20 protein-coding genes, 1 tRNA gene and 1 pseudogene are annotated in these 23,602 nt (G+C 64.1%); 5 read left to right on the forward strand and 17 right to left on the reverse strand.

The features are described 5' to 3' along the window. Window positions 1–3 precede the first annotated feature (3 nt). From pelF to A0J57_RS01970, 8 genes are read right to left on the reverse strand one after another with little or no spacing between them, the layout of a single operon-like run. The gene (gene pelF, locus A0J57_RS01935; RefSeq protein WP_025550067.1) at window positions 4–1,497 is read right to left on the reverse strand and encodes a GT4 family glycosyltransferase PelF; all 1,494 of its coding nucleotides are present in this window, start codon (window positions 1,495–1,497) and stop codon (window positions 4–6) included. Beyond that, window positions 1,494–2,363: a hypothetical protein gene (locus tag A0J57_RS01940; RefSeq protein WP_061938506.1), complete on the reverse strand. Its 870-nt coding sequence runs from the start codon at window positions 2,361–2,363 to the stop codon at window positions 1,494–1,496. Before A0J57_RS01940 ends, pelF begins: the two co-directional genes overlap by 4 nt. Then, the gene (locus A0J57_RS01945; protein ID WP_061938509.1) at window positions 2,360–3,307 is read right to left on the reverse strand and encodes a hypothetical protein; all 948 of its coding nucleotides are present in this window, start codon (window positions 3,305–3,307) and stop codon (window positions 2,360–2,362) included. Before A0J57_RS01945 ends, A0J57_RS01940 begins: the two co-directional genes overlap by 4 nt. Next, window positions 3,307–4,827: a hypothetical protein gene (locus A0J57_RS01950; RefSeq protein ID WP_061938512.1), complete on the reverse strand. Its 1,521-nt coding sequence runs from the start codon at window positions 4,825–4,827 to the stop codon at window positions 3,307–3,309. Before A0J57_RS01950 ends, A0J57_RS01945 begins: the two co-directional genes overlap by 1 nt. Then, window positions 4,824–6,563, reverse strand: a complete 1,740-nt coding sequence (locus A0J57_RS01955) for a hypothetical protein (protein ID WP_061938515.1) — start codon at window positions 6,561–6,563, stop codon at window positions 4,824–4,826. Before A0J57_RS01955 ends, A0J57_RS01950 begins: the two co-directional genes overlap by 4 nt. After that, a complete protein-coding gene (locus A0J57_RS01960) occupies window positions 6,560–7,423 on the reverse strand; it encodes an endo alpha-1,4 polygalactosaminidase (protein ID WP_173664328.1) in 864 nt (287 codons plus the stop codon). Before A0J57_RS01960 ends, A0J57_RS01955 begins: the two co-directional genes overlap by 4 nt. Continuing rightward, a complete protein-coding gene (gene pelG, locus A0J57_RS01965; protein ID WP_025550062.1) occupies window positions 7,420–8,829 on the reverse strand; it encodes an exopolysaccharide Pel transporter PelG in 1,410 nt (469 codons plus the stop codon). Before pelG ends, A0J57_RS01960 begins: the two co-directional genes overlap by 4 nt. Before the next feature lie 16 nt (window positions 8,830–8,845). Beyond that, window positions 8,846–13,141: a cadherin domain-containing protein gene (locus A0J57_RS01970; protein ID WP_061938521.1), complete on the reverse strand. Its 4,296-nt coding sequence runs from the start codon at window positions 13,139–13,141 to the stop codon at window positions 8,846–8,848. Between the two features lie 561 nt (window positions 13,142–13,702). Here A0J57_RS01970 and A0J57_RS01975 point away from each other — a divergent pair. Next, a complete protein-coding gene (locus A0J57_RS01975) occupies window positions 13,703–14,620 on the forward strand; it encodes an endo alpha-1,4 polygalactosaminidase (protein ID WP_235600758.1) in 918 nt (305 codons plus the stop codon). A 28-nt stretch (window positions 14,621–14,648) separates the two neighbouring features. Here A0J57_RS01975 and A0J57_RS01980 read toward each other — a convergent pair. The 8 genes and pseudogenes from A0J57_RS01980 to A0J57_RS02015 form a co-directional block, all read right to left on the reverse strand. Next, a tRNA-Arg gene (locus A0J57_RS01980) sits at window positions 14,649–14,725 on the reverse strand. A 395-nt stretch (window positions 14,726–15,120) separates the two neighbouring features. After that, the gene (gene lgt / locus A0J57_RS01985; RefSeq protein WP_082395462.1) at window positions 15,121–15,960 is read right to left on the reverse strand and encodes a prolipoprotein diacylglyceryl transferase; all 840 of its coding nucleotides are present in this window, start codon (window positions 15,958–15,960) and stop codon (window positions 15,121–15,123) included. Window positions 15,961–16,007: 47 nt separating this feature from the next. Beyond that, window positions 16,008–16,394, reverse strand: a complete 387-nt coding sequence (locus A0J57_RS01990; RefSeq protein ID WP_054725933.1) for a rhodanese-like domain-containing protein — start codon at window positions 16,392–16,394, stop codon at window positions 16,008–16,010. Between the two features lie 36 nt (window positions 16,395–16,430). Further along, on the reverse strand, window positions 16,431–17,180 hold the full coding sequence (locus A0J57_RS01995; protein WP_054725930.1) for an MBL fold metallo-hydrolase: 750 nt from the start codon (window positions 17,178–17,180) through the stop codon (window positions 16,431–16,433). Between the two features lie 19 nt (window positions 17,181–17,199). Continuing rightward, window positions 17,200–17,978, reverse strand: a pseudogene (locus A0J57_RS02000) (sulfite exporter TauE/SafE family protein). Further along, window positions 17,975–18,418, reverse strand: a complete 444-nt coding sequence (locus A0J57_RS02005; protein ID WP_054725928.1) for a DUF6691 family protein — start codon at window positions 18,416–18,418, stop codon at window positions 17,975–17,977. Before A0J57_RS02005 ends, A0J57_RS02000 begins: the two are co-directional and overlap by 4 nt. A gap of 4 nt (window positions 18,419–18,422) precedes the next feature. Then, window positions 18,423–18,848 (reverse strand): YeeE/YedE family protein, encoded by a 426-nt coding sequence (locus A0J57_RS02010; RefSeq protein ID WP_054725925.1) that lies wholly within the window; start codon window positions 18,846–18,848, stop codon window positions 18,423–18,425. 2 nt (window positions 18,849–18,850) lie between these two features. Further along, window positions 18,851–19,192: a helix-turn-helix transcriptional regulator gene (locus A0J57_RS02015; RefSeq protein ID WP_235600759.1), complete on the reverse strand. Its 342-nt coding sequence runs from the start codon at window positions 19,190–19,192 to the stop codon at window positions 18,851–18,853. Between the two features lie 224 nt (window positions 19,193–19,416). On the opposite strand from A0J57_RS02015, the gene A0J57_RS02020 reads away from it, so the two are divergent. Next, window positions 19,417–20,889, forward strand: a complete 1,473-nt coding sequence (locus A0J57_RS02020; RefSeq protein ID WP_054725922.1) for a multicopper oxidase family protein — start codon at window positions 19,417–19,419, stop codon at window positions 20,887–20,889. 192 nt (window positions 20,890–21,081) lie between these two features. Here the strand turns inward: A0J57_RS02020 and A0J57_RS02025 are convergent, their stop codons facing one another. Continuing rightward, entirely contained in the window at window positions 21,082–21,279 is a 198-nt protein-coding gene (locus tag A0J57_RS02025; protein WP_061937980.1) for a hypothetical protein, read from the reverse strand. Window positions 21,280–21,486: 207 nt separating this feature from the next. Between A0J57_RS02025 and A0J57_RS27345 the strand changes: the two genes are divergently transcribed. The 3 genes from A0J57_RS27345 (at window position 21,487) to A0J57_RS02035 (ending at window position 23,562) form a co-directional block, all read left to right on the forward strand. Next, window positions 21,487–21,735, forward strand: a complete 249-nt coding sequence (locus A0J57_RS27345; protein WP_369118708.1) for an integrase core domain-containing protein — start codon at window positions 21,487–21,489, stop codon at window positions 21,733–21,735. 108 nt (window positions 21,736–21,843) lie between these two features. Further along, window positions 21,844–23,157, forward strand: a complete 1,314-nt coding sequence (locus A0J57_RS02030) for a hypothetical protein (RefSeq protein ID WP_058818196.1) — start codon at window positions 21,844–21,846, stop codon at window positions 23,155–23,157. A gap of 69 nt (window positions 23,158–23,226) precedes the next feature. After that, window positions 23,227–23,562 carry a four-helix bundle copper-binding protein gene (locus A0J57_RS02035; RefSeq protein WP_234716101.1) on the forward strand — a complete coding sequence of 112 codons (336 nt, stop codon included), beginning with the start codon at window positions 23,227–23,229 and terminating at the stop codon, window positions 23,560–23,562. Window positions 23,563–23,602 lie beyond the last annotated feature (40 nt).

The following is a 23,602-nucleotide window of genomic DNA, read 5'->3' on the forward strand; positions in this document are numbered from 1 at the left end:
CGGTCATTGCAGTTCGGAAAAGCGGACCCGCGCGCCCAGCGCCTCGTAGATGTGCCGATATTCCGCGATGATGGCGCTGCGGTCATAATCCCGCACGACCCGCTCGCGCAGCGCTTCGCCCATTGCCCGGCGCAAGGAAGGCGAGCGCAGCAGATGCAGGATCGCCGCCGCCGTGCCCTCCGGGTTGACCAGTTCGGTGACGATGCCGCCCGGCCGGTCGATCCCAGGCGCCCGCCCCTCGATCATTTCCCGGCAACTGCCGACATCGGGCGCGACCACCGGCACCCCGCACGCGCCCCCTTCCAATATGACGAGCGGCTGGGCTTCCGACAGGCTGGTGAGGACGATCAGGTCGATCCGGGGCAGCCATTCCGCGACATTGACCCGCCCGGCAAATTGCACCGCATTGCCGATGCCCAGTTCAGCGACCAGCGCTTCGCAATCCGCGGCATAGTCCGCATCCTCATCGAGCGGCCCCAATATGGCGAAGCGGACTTCGGGCATGTCCGTCAGGACCAGCGCCGCCGCCCTGATGAAGGTCTTGACGTCCTTGATCGGCACCACCCGGCCGATCAGCGTCACCAGCGGCCGGGCGGGATCGCAGGCGCGCTCCATCGAAGCGAAACGCTCCGCATCGATGCCGTTGGGAATGACGCGCAGCCGCTCCTGCCGGGCGCCCAGGCGGCGCTGCGTCTGGTTGTTGGCCCCGTACAGCGCAATGATCGGGTCGCAGGCGTCGTAGCAGGCGCGGGTATAGGTCTGGAAGACCGCCAGCCACAGGTCGCGCAGATCATGCCCTTCCCGGTCGAGCGTCAGCCCGGTTTCGATCTGGTCCCCGATCCAGTCAGCCATCATGATCTCTATCTGCCGTTCCAGCATGTAGATTCCATGTTCGGTGATGAAGGCGGGATGGCCGGTCTCATAGGCGGCCCGTGCAGCCAGCAGGCCCGCAAAGCCGGTGGATATGGTGTGATAGACCCGCGCTTTCGGCAAGGGCGCGAGCAGCATCTTGAGCAGCCCGCCCAGCAGCACCCGCATCGCCCAGAAGAAATGATGGAAGGAGGCCGAGCGGAAAGCCGTGTCGTAATAATGGGTGAAGAGGTCGAATATCTCCGGATTGGAGAGGAGATCGCCCGCGCCGGGGCACGGCTTCAATCCTTCCAGCGCCTGCCGCAGACGGATCAGTTCATCCTTGCCGCCCGTCGACAGGAAGGCGAGCAGCAGGCGGCCGATCCGCTTCATCTGCGACGCCGGATAGCGGCGCGGCAGGCAGGGTTCGATCAGCAGCGGGATTTCCACCACCTCCACGACATTGGGCGGCGGCGCCATGCGCCAGGGCTGCGCGCCATTGCCCGCCTTGATGGCGACGAGCGAAAATCGCAGGTCGGGCATGCTGAGGATCAGGTCCTGCAACCAGCTGGAAACGCCCCCGACCACAAACGGATAAGCGCCTTCGACGATCAGGCATATGTCGCTGTCCTGCCCCTCGGACATCATGACGCCGGCTCCACGTCCCCCCTGCGCGTGGGCCGGGCCTTGCCTGCCGGATGCCGTTCCAGCGCGCGCCTTATCCGGGCGCGCGCCGCCTGCAATGACCGGCGCCTTATGTCACCGCTCTTCAGCAAGCCGGCAATCTCATCCAGCTTCCTGTTCGCGTCCTGACAGAGCCGAAGCCTCTGCCCCTGCGGCAGCAACTGGTTGAAGCAGCCATGATCGGCCAGCAGCATGGCAAGGGCATAGCGATCGTCCAGATGCTGGGCGGGGGCGATCCTCGCCTGCAATTCGCTGCGTTGCTGCGCCAGATTATAGCTGACCTGCGCGGCCGCAGCGGCGGCGAGCGCCCGGATGGTCTGGTCCTCGTCCGACAGGGCCATGACGATGAGGGGGGACAATCGCGGCTCGAAAGAGATCACGGCGGTTTCCAGGGCCCGGTAGCGGGCCTGCAGATTTCCGTAGCGGAGCATGGTGGCCAGTGAACCGATCTCGTCGCTTTCGGGATAACGCACACGATCGTCGAGTATCCGGCCCAGCCGCTCTACCGGCGACAGGTCGTTGACGTCCCGCCGCTTGCCCGTTCGGACGTCCCGATAGGCGATCTGCCTTTTCCGCCTCGATGGCCGGACCAGCGGGGCCAGAATCAGGCAGACCAGCATCCCGGCAGGCCCAATGGCGGCACCGATCGGCAGGGCGAAACGCTGGCGCACGCCCAGCCCATCCAGCCCTTTCATCATGATCAGCAGCGCGGCGCAGGAGAGCGCCAGATGGATGGGCGCGAACCAGAGGATGCTCCCCTCTCCCACCGCCAAACCGGTGAACAGCAGGAACAGATCGGCAGCCGAAAACAGGATGAGCAGGGCGATCAAGCCACTTTTCCTTCCGGGACCAGCCATTTCGGCGCAAAGGCCTGTTCGCGGCCGAACAGCGCCGGGCATTTGCCGAGCAGGTCCGCAACCTGTAGCAGTTGCGCCACATAGGCCTCCGTGATCCTGATCCCGGCGGCGCTGTGGACGAGAATGATGGCCGCCAATCCTTCCTCCGCCCCCGCGACCGGCACGGCCAGAAGACCCCATTCCGACAGCAGCGGCCGGTCGGCGGCACGATCGGCTCGCAACGGCCTGGGCGTCGCCAGCATCGCCTGCGCCATCGGCGAGCGCGAAAGGTCCGGGGCCTGCCCCTGGGCCGTCTTGCCGCCGAAACGCGCCGTCACCTGGGCGCCGCGCACATCGTAGAAGGTGAAATCCTCCGTCTGCGCGGCGAGCGCGATCAGGCGGGCGACCGCGTCGGCCTGGCTTTCCGGATCGGGTTTGGAAAGGTCGAGGCCGGCAGCCATGGCCTGTACGATCGTGCGCTGGCCGGTGGCGATCCGGACCTGCAGCTTGCGGTTGGTGTCGGTGAGACGGGCGATGATTTCCGCCAGCTTCTTCCAGTTGCGGTCCATCGCCTGATGCTGCCGTTCCTGATCGGCAATGCGGTTCCTGCGGCTGGCGGTCACCTCGCCCGTCACCAGGGCCGTGACCATCCACAGCATGGGCTGGATGGAGAGGCGCAGCTGCTGTTCGATATGATCCGTCGCGCCCGACAATGGGTTCGACCAGCGGAACCAGATGGCGGAGGCGATTGCGGCGGCGGCCAGCCCCGATCCGGTGCCATAGGTCGTCGCCATGACCAGCACCGGCAGCCAATAGGGATTGGGGTTGATGTCGGAAAAGGCATTGCCGCTCATCAATCCCTGGTCGATCGCCATCAGCGTGGCGAACAGGATCAGCATTTCCGCGCATTGCAGCAGGATGGGCCGCTTCTTCAGCATCAATGCCTCCCAAGAAAGCGAGTGAGCGCCACGCGCAGATAGAGTTGGCGTCCCGAAATGCCCGGCCGGCTGATCGAACTGATCCCGCCGCTCGCCTGAAGGCGCCAGCCCTCGCTCAGCCGTCCGGTCGCGCTGACGTTCGCGGTGGGGCCGTCGGTCTTGCCCTTGCGGTCGAAGGTCCAGCCTGCCGCGCCGCTGAGCTGCCAACCTGTCCAGGACATGCCGGACAGCAGTTGGAAGCTGTGATTTTCCCTGTCGCTGAGAGGGATATAGGCAAGGCCATTGGGCCGCAGCGCCCTGCGGCCGACATATTCCGCATCCAGCCGGTAGCTGACCGCCAGCGATGGCGATCCGCGGCGGAGCAGATAATCGAGGCCGCCCGCCACGGTGATGCTGCGCGTCCGAACGCCGGTGCCGGTCAATCCATAGCCATTCCAGCCGCCATCCGCCTGCACCGCCAGTTCCGGCGTCAGGCGGATCGTCCCCCCGATCCCCGCGCGGCTGATATGACCGCCGAAGGTCGATTGTTCAGGCGTGGCGAGATCCGGCAGGCGGTAGGCGAGGACCAGCCTTCCCTGCCTTTCGGGAGGACCGGCGAACAGCCGAAGGCCGGCGCCCGCCACCTTTTCGTCCAACTGGGCACTGCCCTGAAACTCGATGCGGGAAACCGCGCCGAGATTGACGGTCGCGAACAGGTCCCCGATGGCGGAGCGGGACGTGCGGTTGGCAAGAATGCCGTTGGCGCCATGAACGGTGTCCGCTTCGGAGCGGAACCAGCGGACGCCAGCGCCGAGCGAGAGGCGATTGTTGAACGGCATCAGCGCATTGAGGCCTGCCTCCGCCTGCCAGAAGACCTTGCCGCCGCGCGCCGTCACGGCCCCGGCGACATTGCCGCCCGATTCGGCCAATGTCTGCCGGGCGAAGGGATCGTCCGCGGCGAGATTGCGATAACGGGCCGCGCCAAGGGCCAGCGCGCCCTCCGCAATCTCCATGTCGCCCAGCAGGCGCTGGATTCGCTTGTCGCCGGGATATGCCGCCGCCAGCGGAGCAAGCCGCCGCCGCGCCAGATCGGGATAACCGGCGGCGGCATCGGCTTGCGCCCGGGCGATGGCGAGTTCGACGTCCAGATCCGACGTTTGCGGTTCGCCTGCGATGGGGTGGGCAGACGCCGGCTCTCCATCGGGCAGGAAACGGACGTGCAGCCCATGCTTGTCCGCCACCGCCTTCAGCTTCCGCCCCGCGGCGGCGCGCAGAACCAGACTCTCGTCATTCCAGCGCAAATCCGCCAGGTCCGCCCCGGCGGCGGCGGCGAAGTCCTTGAGGACGGCATCGGCAATCGGCCGGTCGAACCGGACGACCAGCTCATAGCCGCTGTCTTCCAGTTCGAGATGCACGTCCCCGCTCCATTGCAGGTCCACCGTCCTGACTTCCGATGCCGTCACATCCGTGTCGGGCGGCAATGCCGCGACCATGAGCGGCGGCGGCCCCATCAGCAGCAAGGCGGCGGCCAGTGGCGTCATGGCCGCAACACCTTGCGCGCACGTCCCGGATCACCCGCAGCGATAAGCAAGCGGGCCAGCATGATGTCGAGCTTGCGGTCTGCCGGAGCGGCCCGGCGCAGTGCTTCGACCATGGCCGTCGCCTCCGACGTCCGGCCCAGCCGGGTCAGCAGTTCCGCCCGCTCCACCGAAAGCGGCGGGGTGAGCGCCAGCGATCTTTCGATCCAGGGGCGGGCCCCGGCTTCGCCCTTCAGCTTCGTCTGCGCATCGGCCATCAGGCTCAGCGCTGCCCGGTCGTCGGGACGTTCGCGAAGATAGAAATTCAACTGGTCGGCGGTAGCCCGCGCATCCCCCCTGTTCCAGCCGTCCCAGGCAAGGCGAAGGCGATCCGACGGCTCGGCGGCGCTATTGGCGACGCGGGCGTTCGCAAGCGCCAGATCATAATAGGCCGCTCTATCGGGCGGAACCTGCGCGCCGGCTGCCGCCTTCAACTGCAGGGCGGAAAGGGTGCGGCCGTCGAGCAGCCGGTCGAGCGCCCGCGCCGCCGCCGCCCTGTCGCGCGCCGCATTGGCCAGTGCGATGCGCTGGACGAGCATGTCGCTGCTGTCGGCGGCGTCAGTCGCTTCCAGAAACGCCAGCGCGTCCGCAGGCCTTGCGCGCTCGACATAGGCCTGCGCCCATCTCGGATCGGCCAATGCCCGCGCCTTTAACCAGGCAAGGTCCTGCGCGACAGGGCGCGGCCCCATGAGGTACAGCATGCGCGCGTCGGACGGGTCATCGCTTTTGGCCGTCGATTGCTGCCGAAGCAGCGCGATGGCGTCCGACCGGAAACCCTTCTCCAGCAGGCGTTGCGCGATGGCGGGGCGGTCAGCGCCTGTCTCGGCCGCCCGACCCAGCAGCCATTGCCGTATTGCATCCCTGTTTCCGGACCCCATGATGATGCTTTCCCGCGCAGCATCGCGCCCCGTCGGCAGCATGGCGGCATAGCGAAGCGCCGAACGGATGTCGCCGGACCGCTGCGCCAGCGTCATGGCAAGCCAGGGGTTCCGGTCGCGCCAGCTTGGCGTCCCGGACCGGTCGATCCGGGCGATGAGGTCATAGCGCCCCGCCCCACTCGCCCAGGACGCCAGATCGAGCGACTGCGCCGGGTCGAGCGGCGCTATGGCGCCATGCTCCGCCGCCAGGATCAGCAGATCGGGCTGGCCGAGCGCATAGCTGGCCTCGACCAGATCCTTGGCCGGAGCCGTTCCGGGATTCATGGCCGCCGCCCGAACCATGTCGGCGGCACCCTGCGCGTCGCCGGCCTTGCGACGCAGGTCGAGGCGGAGGCGCCAATGGGCGGGGGCGGCGTGGTCCGGACGGCGCTCCAGAAAGGCAAGCGCGACCTCCGGACGGCCGCCCGCCATGATGTCATAGGTCAGCCTTGCGCTCGGAACCGGCGCGCCCTTCCCCGCCAGCGCATCCGCAAGCTGCCCCAGAACCTTCGCGTCGGCCGTCGTCACGGAAGCGTTCAACAACCGTTGAAGGTCCGGAGGAGAAAGCCTTTTCCCTTGCGCGAAGCGCTGCATCAGCATGGCCGCATCGGGTGGAGGCAAGGGGATGGCGACCGGCGGCGGCGCGAATGTCGCTCGCCGGATCGCATCGGCAATCTGCCAGTGGCTGGGCATCAGCAGCACCGCAGCGGCGAGCAGCAGCCCACCTCCCGCGATCGGTCCGATGACCGCCATGTTCGGGTGGCGCAGCGCTTCGATCTTCATGACAGGGGCTCCGGTATGAGCCGGTCGAGGGCCAGGGTGGACACATAGGGCTGGAATCCGGCGGCGCGCTCCCGCGCATAGAGGCTGGCGATGGTGGCCTTGTCGCGCGGGTCCCAATAGTCGAGCGTGGCAAGCCCCAGACGGGGATTGATCCGCCGGGCCGCGAAAAGATGGTCCGCCTGCCATTGCCAGTCGTCGGCGGAGGTCATCTCATAGCGCCCCTCCGCGAAGTTCCAGCGCGACGCCATGGCTTCCGCCAGCACGAGGTCGATCTGACCCGCGACCTGCGGCAGCAGGGCATAGCCCCGGTTCATCATGATCGCCATGTCCGGAAAGCGCGTGCGAATGGCCTGCACCAGCCGCGCGGCGCCGGCCACCATGCCCTTGTTGCGGTCGGCATCCTGCCGCTCCAATGCCTCAGCATTGTCGAGCGTGTCCATGAAGATGCCGTCATAGCCCTTGCGCAATATGGCGGGGATCAGGCGATCGACCACAAGGGCGGTCCAGGCCGGATCGCGCAGGTCGACAAGCCGCGCCTGCGGCCAGTTCGGATTGGCCTGCAGCAGCGCGCCCGCCTTTTCCAGTTCTGCGGCGAAGGGACGACCGTCATGGACCTCCCCCAGGCTGATATAGCCCAGCAGGCGGCTGCCGGGGCCACGCAGCGGGGCAAGCGGGCGGGCGAAGTCGGGCTCCAGCACCAGAAGGCCGAAGCGGCGGGCGGTGGCGGGATCGGTCGCTTCGCCATAATCCACCCCCCAGGCGTTGGCCCCGCCGATTTCGGGCAGGGCGCGGGCCGAAAGGCCGAACACCATGAGGGACAGCGCCAGCAGATCGCGGCGGCGGAAGGGAAGAACGCTCATGGCCAGAATCTCGCCCACAGGCCGCTATTGCCCGCCACCGCCGGATTATTGCCGACGAAGAGCAGATAGGTGAGCTTGCCCGTCGCCTCCGCCACCAGCGCGACGGCGAGCGAGGCTGCCGTCACCGCACCCGCCAGATAGCCGAAGCCGAAGCCCGCGAAGCCGCTGTCGCGAAACAGCAGCGTGCCCGCCGCGCTCGCCAGCAGGAAGCTGCCCCAGACCGCCACGATCCGGCCGGCAAGGTCATAATAGGACAGGATGATGCTCATCTGGATCGCGACGAGGTGGAAGACGACGCCCACCGCCGTCAGCCGAAAGCCGAATATGCCGCGCGCGTTCATGTCGAGCAGGCGGATGATCTCCGGCGCGAGAACCCAGCAGAAGCCGGCCAGGATCGCCTGCTCGACCATCAGCAGGCGCAGGTCCAGCCGGATCGTCATGCCGACCTTCTGCCGCGCCTTTTCGATCCGGCGCCGGTTGGCCGTGCCCATGCAATGGCTCATCAGCGCCGCAAAGGCCCGGTCGAACCGCGTCTCCGTCGTGACGAGGATCAGCGTCAGGCCAGGAATCATCGTGAGCAGGCCGAGGAAGCTGGCCTGATCGTTGACCGGATTGACCCGCAGGGCGCCAACGGCCTGAACGCTGCCCGGCGCCCACCAGAGCAGCCATTTGTCGATCCAGATCGCCAGCGCGTTGGTCAATCCCGCCGCGCCCAGCGCCAGGACGCCGGGCGTCCTGCCGATCCAGCCCGGCCGCCATTCGGGACTGTTGGGAAAATCATCCCGAATCGCGGCGATCAGCAGCGCCAGCGTCACGATCAGACCCGCCGCGATCGCCGCAAGGACAGCGGCGGGCGCGGTCGGCCGGACCAGCGCCAGGCACAGGGCCACCATCGCGATCCCGCAAAGATAGGCCAGGAATATCGGCCGGTGCCGCCATGTCGCGTGCAGGAAGGGACTGGCGATCCAGATTTGCGAGAACAGCGTCAGGATCGCGGTGGCCAGCAGGAACAGGTCCGGCCGCATCCCGCCGGCAAGGCCGAACAGCAGGCCCCCCGCGATCAGCGACGCCAGCGTCGCCCAGACCAGCGCCGCCAGCAGGATGGCGGGGATCGCGTCGCGTTCCCCCAGGTAGAAGCGATCGGACGCCATGCGGGTCGCGATCATCGCCAATGGCGCGGTGATCACCGTCGAAACGCCGAAGGCATAGACCAGGCTGGTCTGGATGATCGCATGGTCGGCCGCAACCATGGTGGACCGCGTCCAGCCCTGTAGCAGGAAGACCGCGAGCGCGGTCATCAGCCACGGGCCGGAACTGACAACGGCCCCGTGGAAGGCGGCATTGGCGATCCCGCCCAAGCCGTCCTCCCGGGCTATCCGGTCCAGTCTGAAGCCGATGCCAGCCATTCCCCCGGCCCCGTCGCTAAAGCAGGAAGTCACTCGCGGTCAGGTTGTGCACCCCGATCAGCCTGATCGCGAAATCCACCGTCGCCGGATTATTGTCGACATTCGCCTCGACAAAGCTGTCCGTACCGTTGGAATAGACATGAAGCTGGCCCGGCCCGGAAAAGGCCGCATTGCCGATGAAGCTGAAGGCCTGGTTTCCGGACAGCGCCGGCATGGCGTCGATTGCGGACAGGTCGATCCGGTCGATCCCCTGCTGGAAATCCATGAGCCGGTCCATGATCGCGGGCGTGCTGTTGCCTGTGGCGTTATAGATGAACAGGTCGGCATCGGCGCCGCCGGTCAATATGTCCGCGCCCGCCCCTCCCGTGATGCGGTCGGCGCCTGCCCCGCCATCGATAATGTCGTTGCCGCCCGCGCCGTTCAGCGTGTCGGCCCCGCCATTGCCGATCAGCGTGTCGTTGCCGCCGGCGCCCCTCAGCGTGTCTTCCTCCCCCTGACCGATGAGCGTCGATCCACCGCTTGCCGCCGTCAGCGACAGGCCGGAGACATTGTTGACGACGACCGTCAGGTTCTGGAAATCCTGAGCGCCCAGGCTGTCCGTGGCCAGCACCTGCACCTGATAGCGGTTGTCCAGGTTGGAATCTGCGGGCGCTTCGAAATCCGGAGCGCTCTTGAAGGTCAGGACGCCGGTCTGGGGATCGATGGAAAAGAGTGCGCCGTCAACGGCTGACCCCAGCGAATAGGTGATTGTCTGGCCCAGATTGACGTCCGTCGCCACGACCTTCGTCACGGCCGTGCCATTTTCGGCCATTCGGATGGTTGCGGACGCGCCTCCGCCATTCGAGATGATGATCGGCGCGGCGTTGAGGATGGTGACGGTGACGGCGATGGCCTGGTCGTCATAGAATGTTCCGTCGGACGCGCGGACGATGACGTCATAGACATTGTCCTTGCCGGTGTCTGTCGGCAGCAGATAATTGGGCGTGTTGACGAAGTTGAGCTGCCCTGTCGAAGCGTTGATCGTGAATTTGCTCGCATCCACGCCGCCCGCAATGGAATAGGCCAGCGTCGTGTTGGCATCCGGATCGACCGCCGTCACCTTCATCACCGGCCGCGTGCCGGTGGAGACGGAAACGGCAGCCGTATCGCCGCCGCCGCCGGAAGTGATCACCGGCGCATGCTCGTTCACATTGGTGACGGTGACATTGATGGCCTGATCGTCGAACAGCGCGCCGTCGGACACCCTTACCGTCAGGCTATAGACATTGTTCGCGTTTGCATCGCCGGGCAGGTCGTAATTGGGCGGGCTGAGGAAGGCGAGCGCGCCGGTCGATGCATCGATCGAGAAAAGCGCGCGATCGGGTCCGCCGACGATCGAATAGGCGAGGACCGTAGCCGCATCGGGATCGGTCGCGGTCACGCTGGTCACGGCGGTTGTGTTTTCGGCGACGGAAATAGCCGCGGACGCGCCACCGCCATTGGAGGTTATGACCGGCGCCTCGTTCACATTGGTGATCGTGACCGCGATCGCCTGATCATCGTACAGCGTGCCGTCGGACGCACGCACCACGACGTCATAGACATTGTTCGTCCCGGCATCGGTAGCCGCCTCGAAATTCGGCGCGGTGAGGAAAGCCAAGGCGCCCGTCGCGCTGTCGATCTTGAATTTCGCGGCGTCCGCTCCGCCGGAGATGGAATAGCCGATCACCGTTCCGACATCCGCGTCGGTCGCGACAACGGTCGTCACCGCGGTGCCGTTCTCCGCCATGGAAAGCGCCGCTGTCGGACCGCCGCCACCGGAGACGATCACCGGCGGATTCTTATATTCCAGCGTGACATTGTGCAGGCCATAGCCGCCCAGATCGACCGTCACGATCTCCCCGACCCGGCTATAGCCCAAGGCTCCGGTGACGACGATCCCGTCCGTGCCCGGATTGGCGATGTCGATGACGACCTTCCCCTCCCCCTGAACGGAAAAGGCAAGATTGTGGCCGTCGCCGGCGACGCTCAGCAGCACGGCCCGCATCGGCAGGTCGGTGATGTGCGTCACATCGTCCGCCGCTGCTCCCAGATTGATCCTGAAGGTTCCGCCGCTCTGGGGAAGGAAGACGCTGTCGCTGTCATAGGCGTACCAGCCGGTCACATTCTGGATGACCAGAGCGCCTTGGCGGTCGACGTCCAGCGACAGATTGCCGACATTGGCGCCGCCGACGCTGGCGGTGATGCTGTTGCCCGCCACCGTGGTCGTGATCGTCGCATTCCTGACCGCCGTCATGCGCGCGGCCAGATCATCCAGGGTGACGAACTCCATGTTCGCCGCCACCGCATGCTGCAACCAGCTCGTGAACATCGAAATATCATAGGGACTGTCCACCGTCGGGCTGCCCGACAGGAAATCCGCAGCGCCATAATCATGCCAGGGCCAGACGATCACCGGCGTCTGCGCATTGGCGACCAGCTTGTCGAACTCCCCGATCCAGGCGGCTGTCGCCTCCGCCACGGTCTTCTTCTGAAATTCGATGAGTGTGTAGTCGAAGGAGGTGTTGGGCGCGAAATAGATCTGGTTCTGATTGTCCGGCGTCAGATAGCCGAAGGCATTGGGATAGCCCGCCCCCTGCGCCGCATAGCCGCCGGTCAGATAGTCCGACACATATTTCATGATCTCCTGCGAGGTCGGCAGCAGTTCCGGCGCGCCGGGCACGGCCGCGCCCGTGATCTGGAACGGCTGGTTCAGATAGGCGCCGATCTGCTGGTTGAGGATCGTGATGCTGTTCTGGAATTCGGTCTGGATCTGCTGCGCGCTGAGCAGGTTGGTGTTTTCCGGATGCGTCAGGCTGTGCGTGCCGATCTCATTGCCAAGGTCCAGCAGCGCCTTGTAATAAGGCAGGGACACCGCCCAGTCGGTACCGGTGCCGTTCGTGCCGTCGCCGACGTTCAGATAAAAGCTGCCGACGAAATTATAATCCGCCTTCCACTGCGTCAGGATGGGCAACAGCTTGTCGTAGATGCCGGGCGTGCTGCCCGCGGGATTGACGTCTTCCAGTTCCTGGCTCTGGTCCATGTCGACGCGGGCCGCGACGATGCCGGAATCTCGCGACAGGTGCAGGCCGACCGACAGGCCGGTGCCGTTCGCCGCATAGGAGATCGCCTGCTGCAGCATATTGGCGTCGGCCATGATGCCTTCGCTGGAGAACAGAATGTTGCGCGCCGCCCCGGTCTGCGTCGCGAGCGCGGCCGAATAGACGGAGCCGCCATCGATGGTCTCGGTCGCGATCTGATGGCCCGTGCCGCTGACGCTGGTAAAGGCGTTCCAGCCGACGCCGGTGTAGCTGTTCACCTGCTGGCCATTGGCATAATGGTCGAGGACGAGGCCCGTCGCGTCGGTCGCGTTCACCACCACATTGCCGGTGCCCCCGGTGACGCGGGTTGCGTCGAACAGCAGCTTCATCTGCGCATAGGGATCGCCGGGCAGCGGATCGCCGCCGATCGTGCCGCCCTGCACATGGGGCTGGTTCGTCATGAACTCGCCCGCCGTGACCAGGCCGATGCCCAGTTGTTTGCTCGCCATTTCCAGCGTGTGGGAAATCGCCTCCACCTTGTCGACGGGCACGTTGCGGAAGGACGGGAACACCAGCGCATCGTAATGGGACAGCTTGGCAAGGTCGGTCAGGTCCGCTTCCGTCAATATGTCGAAGGGGATGCCGGCCTGGATCGCCTGCGCCTGAACCGACATGAAAAGCTGCGAATAGGCTGTGGGGCTGAAATAGGCGTCGGCCGTCGTCTGGGAGAAGACGATGCCGATCCGCATGTCAGGCGCCTGGGTTGCGGTCGTCTGGTTGAAGACCGTGAACGGCGCCGACAGATAATTGGACGGCATGAAGCTGTTCGACAGGTTGTTGATGTCGTAATAGGTGTACATCGCCGCCGGATTGCCCACCGCCGAAGTGGGGAGGCGGAATTCGACCGTGGTCCGGTCAGCCGACCAGGCCGCCTGCAGCCCGGACAGCACCAGCGTCTCCCCCGCTGCGCCGGTGTAGAGGTTCACAGTGCCGTCCGCCGCGAAGTTCACATTATATTCGGCGCCGCCGGCAAAGCCGAAAATCTGATAACCCGTGGCGGTCCTGCCGTCCGTGTTCAGCCAGACGGTGGTGTCCGCGCCTATGGCGACCGGGGCCGTCAGGGCGAAGACGAAGGCGTCATTGTCCAGGGTCGCATAAACCTGATAGCCGGGGGCGCTGTTGTCGTCGATCCGGTCGGTTGCGAGCCAGTCATTCAGAGAGCCGTCGATGGTGACGCTGTGGCCATAGGTCATGGCAAACCCCCAAACTTATGGATGCCGAAATCATTTCATAAGTTTGCGACCGAATATCTTTTGATTTTTCCAAGTAAAAACCAGTCACGCCTCCATATCGGGCCATGAAGCACAACGCTTTTGCCCGATACCCAAGACAAAGGATGCCGTTCCGGGACATGCCCAGCCATTATCCATGTCGATGAGGCTGTATCAGGGTATAGAAGTCATCTTCTCATGCCCGTAGCAGTTCCCATGACCGGGATTCCGCCCAAGGCTACAGTCACACCGCGCATCTATCTGGGGCGACTCGGTTTTGAAGTTTTTACCCATGGTTAATTTGCGGTTAGGCATGTTCCAATGTCAACTTCAATGAACAGAATCCCCGGAAAAATCCAAAATAACGGCAAATACGCCGACAATTTATGACCTTACTTCGTTAAGTATAGCTGACGGTTTATATCCATAGCCATATCCCTACCTTCTTTATTTTACTTTATACCGCTTCCGCTTCGACCACCCGTCCCGCCGGAGGCCGTTCACCAGATCGGGATCGATGTTCCGCGAGAAGGGACTGGGATTGTGCTTGGGGCGTGCGAAAAACTATCGTCGATCGGCCTTCTTGCCGTCGCAACGCTGATGCTGGCTGCATGCGGCGGCGGAGATGAAGGTTCGCCAACCCCCGCACCCACGCCGACCCCGGTTCCGACGCCATCACCCTCCCCCAGCCCTTCCCCCACGCCCACGCCCACTCCGGCGCCCGCGACGCTTTCCAGTTGGGACTGGATATTGCAGAGCCAGGGCCTGCCCCCGGCGCCGCCTGCCGTTGCCTATCTCGACGTCGACGGGTTCGACACGGCCGCATCCTATGTGGCGCTGGCCAAATCCCATGGAACCAGGACGATCTGCTATCTCGATGTCGGATCGGCGGAGAGCAACCGGCCCGACTATGCCAGCCTCTCGGCCATATCCGGACTATTGGGCAACAGCTATCCCGGCTTTGCGGGCGAACGTTATATCGACATTCGCCGCTACCCCGAATTCATCCAGATCATGGACGACCGGCTGCGCATGTGCCGGGACAAGGGTTTCGACTATGTCGAATTCGACGTGATGGATGCGTTCGAGGATGGAGCCGCGACGACGGGGTTCAACCTGACCGAACAGGACATGATCGCCTATGTGACCGCCCTGTCCGCCCGGGCGCGCGGCTATGGACTGAAACCGGTGCAGAAGAACGCCAGCGGTTCGTCCGCGGCGCTGGTGCCGCTGTTCGATGCCATATTGTTCGAAGGATGCGTGCTGGGCGATTTCTGTGCCGACAGCGCGCCCTATGTTGCGGCGGGCAAGCCGGCGTTCAATGCCGAATATCCGGAGGAATGGCCCTCCGGAACCTTCGACCGCGCCAGAACATGCAGCGTGTCCGCCAGCGCCACCGTCTCCACGATCATCACCGTCGTGGACCTGGACAGGCCCGCACCGGACCGCTGCGTTCCTTGAAACGGGTTTCGCGGGAATGTGAAGGGAATGGCGCACCCGGAACGATTCGAACGTCCGACCCTCAGATTCGTAGTCTGATGCTCTATCCAGCTGAGCTACGGGTGCGTTGTGGAGGGGCAGATAGAAGGGGGCGGGCAGTCTGGCAACCCCTAAACTGGACAATCTTGAATTTAAAAGATGCCGTGCGACCGAGCCTGAAGACAAGCGGCTTCACGCCCGTGCGAGCAAGGGAAAACGGAATTTGGGGAAATGGCGCCCCGTGCAGGATAAACATAACGAATATGTGTCGCCGTTTGCACTACCTTAGAGCGGGCGGACGCCGCCGACGCCAGCCTGGCGCCGTCTCCCACAGCCATTGGCGCTACTGCTTAGGCGAGATATCTGGCCGCTAGGGACCTAATGTTCGGGGGGCGAAGCTACGGTTGAATCGATCGATGTTCAATCGCGTAGGTTGATCGCTGCCATTCCAGCGGAGCGCAGATCTGCCCGATGCGAGCACGTCACTGGCTTCGGGTAACTTGAGCCGGGTGATCGACTGACCGCTGCCATGCTGCGGCAACGAGGTAGATCCCTGCCGCAATCATAGGCACCGTGAGCCACTGACCCATGTGAAGCCCTGTTCTGGCTGCGAAGCCGACAAGCTGGGCATCGGGTTCTCGGAAGAACTCGACCGTAAATCGGGCCAGACCATAGCCGATGAGAAACACCCCGACGAGCATCCCCGGCTTGCGCCGCGCGTCGGTGAACCAGAACAGGAAGGCGAGCACGGCGAACAGGACCAACCCTTCCAGCCCGGCTTCGTAAAGCTGGCTGGGATGGCGGGCGAGACCATCATGGCTTCCGGGGAACACAATCGCCCAGGGCACATCGGTGGGCTTTCCCCAAAGCTCGCCATTCACGAAATTGGCGAGACGACCGAAGAACAGGCCGATCGGCACGGTGCAGGCGACATAATCATGGACCCGCAGCCATTCGAGGCCGTGTCGTCGCGCGAACAGGATCAGCGCGAGCGAGACGCCGGCGGCACCCCCGTGGAACGACATGCCGCCATCCCACAGCTTGAGGATTTGCAGGGGGTGGAGGATCATCTCGGGACCGTAGAAGATTACATAGCCAAGGCGGCCACCCAGGATGACGCCGAGCGTCGCATAGAATACGAGATCATCAGCCTGCTGGCGGTTCATCGGGGCCGCGGGTTGGGCCAGCAGCCGCAACAGATACCACCATCCGGCAATAATGCCGGCGATATAGGCGAGCGAGTACCAGCGGATGTCTAGCGGGCCTATGGAGATGGCAATCGGGCTCAATCCGAGGCTGGCAAATGCGATATGGCTATCCAAGGATTGTATCCTGCCAGCGAGGACGGGTGCTCGAGCGCGCCATGGGATTACTCCGGTGCGATTGAAGCGCCGGCATCCTTGAGCGCCGCGAACCCGCCGGGGACGTGGGCGACATTCTCCACGCCCATATCCTTGAGTGATTTTGCGGCAAGCGCTGAGCGGGCGCCGGACCCACAATAGAGCACCAACCGCGATCCGGCGGCGAGTTTGGGATTGTGGGTGGGGCTTTGAGGATCGACCTGGAATTCCAGAAGGCCGCGCGGGACATGTACCGCACCAGACACCAGCCCTGACTTCGCGACTTCACCTGGCTCGCGGATGTCAACGAACCGTACCTCGGGATTGCCGACAAGTTTGGCTGCATCCTCAGGCGCGATAGTTTCGACAAGGGCATTCGCTTCAGAAACGAGCTGCTTCGAGGTGCGTGTTGGCATCGACTTTCTCCTGTAAATGAACCTGAAGCGGATCGCTCAGCCCTGCTCGGACTTGCCGCCTATTTGGCGTAGCCGCTCCGGCAAATCTGTTGGGCAATCACCGCAAAGCTTGTTTGCCGGAACGGCAACGTCGATCTTCTTCGGGTAGGGAAGATCGAGAGCCGCCATGATCGCGACAAATTCCTGAACGGTCTTGCCGGCAAGGCGCGGGTTTCGCTCACGCTCCTGCGCCACTGTCGTGATGTGGCGATGATTGTAGTCGTGAGCGGGGAAGATCAGACCGTCGCCCGGCAGCGTGAAAATCTTCTGCGTGACCGAGTGATAGAGCGTGGCGGCGTCACCGTTCTGGAAATCGGTCCGCCCACAGCCGTCGATCAGCAGGGCGTCGCCGGTGAAGGCGCGAAGACCATCGGGCTGATCGACCAGGTAGGTATGGTGGGCATCGGTGTGCCCCGGCGTAAACAGCGGCTGAAGCTTGAGCGCGCCGACGGTCAGGGGCTGGTCCTCGGCGACGCCGACGTCAGCACACGGAAGGCTGTCCATGGCGGGGTACGCGATCTTGGAGCCGGTAAGGCTGCGAAGATAGCAGGCCGAGGTGACATGGTCCGCATGCACATGCGTCTCCAACGTATAGGCCAGTTCGAGATCCAGTTCCTGAAGTGCGGCAAGGTCGCGTTCGATCGTTTCGAGGACAGGATCGATGAGGACGGCTTTGCGCGTTTCCGGGCAGCCGAGGAGGTAGGTGTATGTCGAGGACTCGGGTTCGAACAACTGACGAAAGATCATGATCGGCCTCCAATGGTGCTTAGCTGCCGATCCCGCCCAGGCTGCGGAACAGCATGTAGGCGGCCACGGCCAGCAGGACGAAAGCGAAGATGCGGGTGAGCAGGCCCTTATGATCGGCGAGCCGGATGGCCGTTTGCATGCCGGCCATGCCGCCAGCGACCCCGCCAGCGATGAAGAAGCCGGCCACGCGCCAGTCCACGAGGCCTGACAGGGCATAGTTGAAGGCTGTCGCCGAGCCGAACGCTCCCACCGAAAACAGCGACGATCCGACCGCGTTGAGGATGGGCATGCCGCTGCCGAGCATGATGCCGGGCACAATCAGGAAGCCGCCGCCGATGCCGAAGAACCCTGACAGCAGGCCGGCGAGAAGGCCGATCACCACGAGCCGGACAGCGATTGGCCGCGTGATCCGCACGTCCGGATCGCCGCCGCCCGACTTGCCCCGCAGCATCGAAACCCCGACCACGATCATCACGCCCGCAACAGCACCAGGAGGTGCTGACCCGCCACCATCTTGCCCAGGGTGGAGCCGACCAGAGCGCCGACGACACCCGATGCCCCGAAGACGAGGGCACAGGGCCACTTCACGGTTCCGGCCCGGGCGTGTTGGATCAGGTTGGCGAAGGCGTTGGCAGCGACCGCCAGCGCGCTCGTACCGATCGCGACGTGCGGGTCCTTCATGCCCACGACATACAGCAGCAATGGTAGGGCCAGGATCGAGCCGCCGCCGCCGATCACCCCGAGGGTGAAGCCAACGAGGACACCGGATATGAGCGTGAGGATGTCGACCAGTGTCATAGTGCAGCTCCGGCCCTAGCCGCACGATAGTGTTCCTGAATGGCGAAGAGGCCCATGCCCACCAGCATCGCCACGATGAACACCAGCGCCGCCGGCGCCCCGAGGCTCAAAGCAACGAGGGCTGGGCCAGGGCAATAGCCGACGAGGCCCCATCCAACGCCGAACAAAGCCGCGCCGGAGAGAAGCTTCTTGTCCAGGGACCGGGACGATGGCCCATTAAACGTGGCTGCGAAAAGCGGAGCCTCGCGCCTTCGGCCGAGTGCAAATCCCAAGGCGGAAACGATGACGGCTGAGGCCAGTACCAGGGCCAGGCTCGGGTCCCACGACGGCGCGGCGACATCAAGAAACGCCAGCACCTTGCCTGGGCTAATCATGGCGGAAACGATCAGGCCGAAGCCGAAAATGAGCCCCGAGGCCAGCGCAATGAGCAGCTTCCTCATTGCCTCAAAGCTCCACGACGTGCCGGGCAACGTACACAGTCGCAGCCGCCGTGATGAGGAAGACGCCGGTCGCGGCAAGCGAGCGGGGCGAAAGCCTCGCTATCCCGCAGACACCATGCCCGCTGGTGCAACCACTCCCAAGCCGAGTCCCAAATCCCACCAGAAGGCCGGCTGCGATCACGCCGGCGACTGGGGCCGGCGACGTGAGGTCCGGCAGCACGCCGCCCGCCGCCCGGTAAAGCAAGGGCGCAGCGAGCAGGCCGACCAGGAACATTCCGCGCCACGCCACATCGCCGCGGACGGGCGCAAGCACGCCCCCGACGATGCCACTGACTCCAGCAATGCGCCCGTTGGCGATCCACAGGAGGGATGCCGAGAGGCCGATGAGCGCGCCGCCCACGATGGCCGAAAATGGGGTGAACCCCTCCATCGTCAGGATTCTCCTTGTTCAGGATCGGCGCCAGCACAAAAGAGTGCGTAGAGTTCCGTCAGGATCGGCAGCACGCGTTCGGACGTGATGCGGTAGAAGATCGTTGTTTTCTCCCGCCGCGTGCCGACCAGGCCCTCGTCGCGCAGCGTGGCAAGGTGGCGGGACAAATTGGATTGTGTCAGCCCGAGGCGTTCGCCCAGTTCGGTTACCGACAGCTCCCCGCCGAGCAAGCTGCACAGGATCATCAGACGGTGCCGGCTCGCCAGCGAACGGAGGAATGCTTCCGCTTCGCCGGCCTTTTCCTCCAGAAGTTCTGGGGACATCTTAACGAGAGAAGGTCGCACGGTTGCTCCAGACATCTTATATGCAACATATATGATGGATGAGCGTTCGATCAAGCCAGCTTAGGAGATTTCCCGTGCGCTACTATTTCGCCAGACTATCGCGGCATCCTTCGAGGAAAGTGGTCCTGCGCGCTATTGAAGCGCTAGAGCGTGGGCGACCAATGCCGATCGACAAGGCTGCCGGTGGCGCTTCCAAGCTGCGCTGCGCGCAGGGCCAGATTTAGATGCTCGATCGACGTTCACTGTTGGCCGGCGGAGCGGCACTGTTCGCCACCGCCGCTTGCTCGCGCTCCACGTCTTCCCTCGGCGGGGGCGGTGCAAACCCCCTCCCGATACCACCGCTCTTGGATGCGCAGCCTGGACGATCATTCGCGCTACAGGTCCAGTCCGGAACGACTTCATTCTATCCGGGCCGTCCGAGCGACACGCTAGGGTATAACGGCAGCTATCTCGGACCGACGATCAGAGTGCGTCGCGGCGACGATGTGGCGGTTGCCGTGACCAACCGGCTCAAGGCGGACACGACTGTGCACTGGCACGGGCTTCTGATCCCTGGAGAGCTGGATGGCGGCCCCCATCAGATCATCGCGCCGGGCGCGACCTGGCGACCGACGCTTCCGATCCGGCAGCCGGCAGCGACCCTCCTTTATCACTCACACGTCCATGGGTTGACGGCCGAGCAAGTCTATTCAGGTCTGGCAGGGGCGTTGCTGGTAACCGATGACGAAGAGCAGGGCTTGGGCCTCCCGTCAGAATATGGCGTGGACGACCTGCCCCTGCTCATCCAGGATCGCCAATTCGAAAATGGTCGCCTCGTCATGCCAGGCGGCATGATGGTCGCCATGCAGGGCCGGCGCGGCGACACGACCCTTGTGAACGGAGCGGTAAACCCGCTGGCGGCAGTGCCAAACCGGTTGGTTCGCCTGCGGCTCGTCAACGCATCGAATGCCCGGATCTATGAGCTGTCGTTTTCCGATCAACGAAGCTTTTACTGGATCGGAACCGAAGGGGGGCTGCTCGAACGAGCAGTGGCATTGGAATCCATAACCTTGGCGCCGGGCCAGCGCGGCGAGCTTCTCGTGGACTTCACGGACGGCAGGCCCGCCTCGCTGGTAACGGCGGCTGATACCAACAGCGCGATGATGGGCGGCATGGGCATGATGGGGCGTGGCGCCGGGAGGACCGATGCCGCGGCGCCAGCGACCGTGCTGCGGTTTGAGCCGCGGCCGTCGGGACAGGCTCGTGCCAGCGGCGCCGTGCCGACCCTTCTGGCATCACGAACTCGGCCCGATGCCAGCAAGGCGGTGCGCCGTCGCCGACTGATCCTCAACATGGGCATGGGCGGCATGATGGGCTCAGGAAACGGCGGTGGCGGCCTGACGATCAACGGCAAGCCATTCGACATTAATCGCATCGATGAGACGGTGAAGCTAGGCTCCACCGAAATATGGGAGGTGTCTGGCGAAATGATGCGCCACCCGATCCATATTCACGGCGTCCACTTTGATGTTCTCACCCGTGGGGGCGGTCAGCCTGACGTTCTCGACCAGGGGCCGCGCGACACGGTCGTCGTCAAGGAGCCGGTGGAGCTTCTCATCCGATTTGATCAGCCGGCCAAGAGCGCTCCTTTCATGTATCACTGCCATATCCTTGAACATGAGGATAATGGAATGATGGGCCAGTTCAGTGTTGCGTAGGCGGAGGCTCCCACTTCTGAAGAGTTTATGCAGCGTCTACCGTTCAACAGGAGAGCAACGTTGCCAAAAGAGCTTTTGCCGTATTTCTAATCGCGGTAACGATGCTGATGGGCGGCACCTCGCTAGCGGCAGGCCGATGACTGCCGCACATACAGGATCGCCTTGCGCTCGAGATGCTGAGCCCCGATCTTCTCAAAGATCATCGCGCATCTCCTGCAGCTCCGCGACGGGGCCGCCGTCGGCATGGGCGAGAAGCAGGCGCACGATCAATGGCGTCAGCGTCTGCCGCGTCGGCGCGGGCAGAGTCTGCCAACGCGGTCTCTGCGCGATCCCGGAACCGTGGGGCCTGGAGATCAGATCGAACTGAAACGTCATGGACTTGCGCGGCATGGAGACCTCCCCGATGTGAGTCGTGAGAGCCCGATGCTGCGCCTGAAACCAATGAAGCCGAAACCGGCCGCGTCGCCTGCAGCAGCTTCACCAAGGCAACCAGCGCGCCAATATTGACGCGGGGAGCGTGGTCGACACGCATCATGCTGCAAACCGCGCGGTCGAACATCCAGGCTGGGATCTCGAGCCAGCGATCGGCCGCCGATCCTGCGATGCTGCAACGGAAAACGCCGCACCCCGCGCGCTCGACTACTTCATGAATGTAAACCTGAAGCCCGGTCCAGGGATGCCACTGATAAAGAACTTCGCGAACGTCGGTCCCATGGGCGTTCCGTCGTCTCGTTGTACAACACCGTGCGTCCCCACAGCAGCCTCGGCGGCATGGCACCCGCCGAGTTCACCAACCGCCCCCGTCAGGGGAATGAGGACACCGAAGCTAACTTATCAGCGGCCTGAAAACGGGGAGCACGTCATTCGCGGTCCGATATGCTGAATCAAGAAGCTCGACGGTCACCGACCAGGGGCTTAGGTCTTGGTTCAGCGAATGGGGATCACACCGACAATATGGCCACGCAACCCGACCAAATTACTACCGGAGAGGATCACGGTGGCCTCGTTCGTCGTCTTATTGCCCGTTGGCGTGACGATCCTGGCGCAACCTACCGAAGCTGGTTTCTGTGGGACGAACGGTTGAAAAACTTCCGCTCGATCCGGCGTGGTATTGGCCAGGTCGTTGGTGAGATCGAGCGCGGCACGTTCGGCGTCGCCTACCGGGGATCGTCGCTCGAAACGGTCGTTCATTCCGTCGCAGAGCAGCGTCAAATTTTCAAAGGCGCCGACCACGCCTTTCTCTGGAAACCGAAGCTCCGCATACCCGATATCTACGAAAACCCGGAGAACCAGCGGGCGTTCGGTCACTTGCTCGACGCCTGTTCGTGTTGCGACACGGCCGAGGAAATTATTGGCCATATCCACACGATCGATCGCTTGAAGATCAAGGGGCTCGGGCCAGCGGTCGCCAACCTGCTCTATTTTCTTCACCCGACGCTGGTGCCGCCCTTCAACACCGCGATCGTCAAAGGCTACAACGCGCTGACCGGCGCGAAGGTGAAGCTCGGGAGCTGGGAGCATTTTCTGGCGATGCGGTCGGGTGTACTCGACTTGAACGATCGCCACCGCGACCTGCTATCGAACGACCTGGGTGCGATTGGCGGCTTGCTGTTCGACATCGGCTTCGATCGCTACCCGGCCCCTCCTCTCGATGTTAGCGGCGAGGCGCTGGCAAGTTGGGGACAACGGCTTGAGACGGCGCGCGAGGAGGCGCGCACGCTCAGCAAGGCGGCGCTACGCGAAGGCGAGAACGAGCGCACCCATACTGAAATCCAAGCATGGCTTCGCGATCTAGGACTCGCGCTCGGCTATGACGTGTGGATCGCATCGAACGACCGCAGCCGTGCCTTCAATGGATCGCCGTTGGGACATGGGTGCCTTGAGCGCCTGCCCGCCTCCATCGCAACCTCCAAGGGGGCGGATTCCATCCGTCTAATCGACGTGCTGTGGCTTGAGCGCGGCGGCGATCACGTCGCGGCAGCGTTCGAGGTCGAGCATTCGACGTCGATCTACTCGGGCATTGTGCGCATGCTCGACTTGGCGCTGAGCGGCAGCGACCTCCACGCGACCGCAGGGCTGTTTCTGGTCGCACCCGACGCCCGCGAGGCGGATGTCCGCGCGCAGTTACAGCGTCCCGCGTTCAGCCGCGTCGCCGATCTCGACATATCGTATCTTCCCTACGGCGAGCTGGAGAGAAACCGCGAGGCCATCGCCCGGTTCGGCTCGGGGCTGAAAGCGATCAAAGCCATCTCCAGCAAGCTGGCTTGATCGATTGAGGTAAGGGGTACGCGCGCGCGCCGCGTATTTTCAAATGGGCGGGGGCTCAGCCGGAGATGAATGATGCACCAGATCAACCTCGACATGAAGGCGTGCATGGACGCCTGCCACGAATGTTATGTGACCTGCCTTCACATGGCGATGAACCATTGTCTGGAAATGGGCGGGAAGCACGCCGCGCCCGAGCACATGAAGATCATGGCCGATTGTGCGCAGATTTGCGCGGTCGCGATCGACTTCATGGCGCGGAAATCTGAGCATCACCGGCATATCTGCCGCGAGTGCGCTGAGATTTGCCTGGCGTGCGCGTCGAGCTGCGAAGGGCTGGACGGCATGGAGGATTGCGTCGCCGCGTGCCGCAAGTGCGCCGAGGCTTGCGACAAGATGGCCGCGTAAATGGCCCAAGGGCGGCGCTTTCTCCGCCGCCCTCCCGTTA

Source organism: Sphingobium sp. 22B (assembly GCF_001580035.1).
GTDB lineage: Bacteria > Pseudomonadota > Alphaproteobacteria > Sphingomonadales > Sphingomonadaceae > Sphingobium > Sphingobium fuliginis.

Bases quoted from the DNA above. Each gene is read 5' to 3' on its own strand.
- pelF (WP_025550067.1), bottom strand. From the start codon at position 1,497: ATGATGTCCGAGGGGCAGGACAGCGACATATGCCTGATCGTCGAAGGC.
- A0J57_RS01945 (WP_061938509.1), bottom strand. From the start codon at position 3,307: ATGCTGAAGAAGCGGCCCATCCTGCTGCAATGCGCGGAAATGCTGATC.
- A0J57_RS01950 (WP_061938512.1), bottom strand. From the start codon at position 4,827: ATGACGCCACTGGCCGCCGCCTTGCTGCTGATGGGGCCGCCGCCGCTC.
- A0J57_RS01955 (WP_061938515.1), bottom strand. From the start codon at position 6,563: ATGAAGATCGAAGCGCTGCGCCACCCGAACATGGCGGTCATCGGACCG.
- A0J57_RS01960 (WP_173664328.1), bottom strand. From the start codon at position 7,423: ATGAGCGTTCTTCCCTTCCGCCGCCGCGATCTGCTGGCGCTGTCCCTC.
- pelG (WP_025550062.1), bottom strand. From the start codon at position 8,829: ATGGCTGGCATCGGCTTCAGACTGGACCGGATAGCCCGGGAGGACGGC.
- A0J57_RS01970 (WP_061938521.1), bottom strand. From the start codon at position 13,141: ATGACCTATGGCCACAGCGTCACCATCGACGGCTCTCTGAATGACTGG.
- A0J57_RS01990 (WP_054725933.1), bottom strand. From the start codon at position 16,394: ATGCCAACACGCACCTCGAAGCAGCTCGTTTCTGAAGCGAATGCCCTT.
- A0J57_RS01995 (WP_054725930.1), bottom strand. From the start codon at position 17,180: ATGATCTTTCGTCAGTTGTTCGAACCCGAGTCCTCGACATACACCTAC.
- A0J57_RS02005 (WP_054725928.1), bottom strand. From the start codon at position 18,418: ATGAGGAAGCTGCTCATTGCGCTGGCCTCGGGGCTCATTTTCGGCTTC.
- A0J57_RS02010 (WP_054725925.1), bottom strand. From the start codon at position 18,848: ATGGAGGGGTTCACCCCATTTTCGGCCATCGTGGGCGGCGCGCTCATC.
- A0J57_RS02020 (WP_054725922.1), top strand. From the start codon at position 19,417: ATGCTCGATCGACGTTCACTGTTGGCCGGCGGAGCGGCACTGTTCGCC.
- A0J57_RS02025 (WP_061937980.1), bottom strand. From the start codon at position 21,279: ATGCCGCGCAAGTCCATGACGTTTCAGTTCGATCTGATCTCCAGGCCC.
- A0J57_RS02030 (WP_058818196.1), top strand. From the start codon at position 21,844: ATGGCCACGCAACCCGACCAAATTACTACCGGAGAGGATCACGGTGGC.
- A0J57_RS02035 (WP_234716101.1), top strand. From the start codon at position 23,227: ATGATGCACCAGATCAACCTCGACATGAAGGCGTGCATGGACGCCTGC.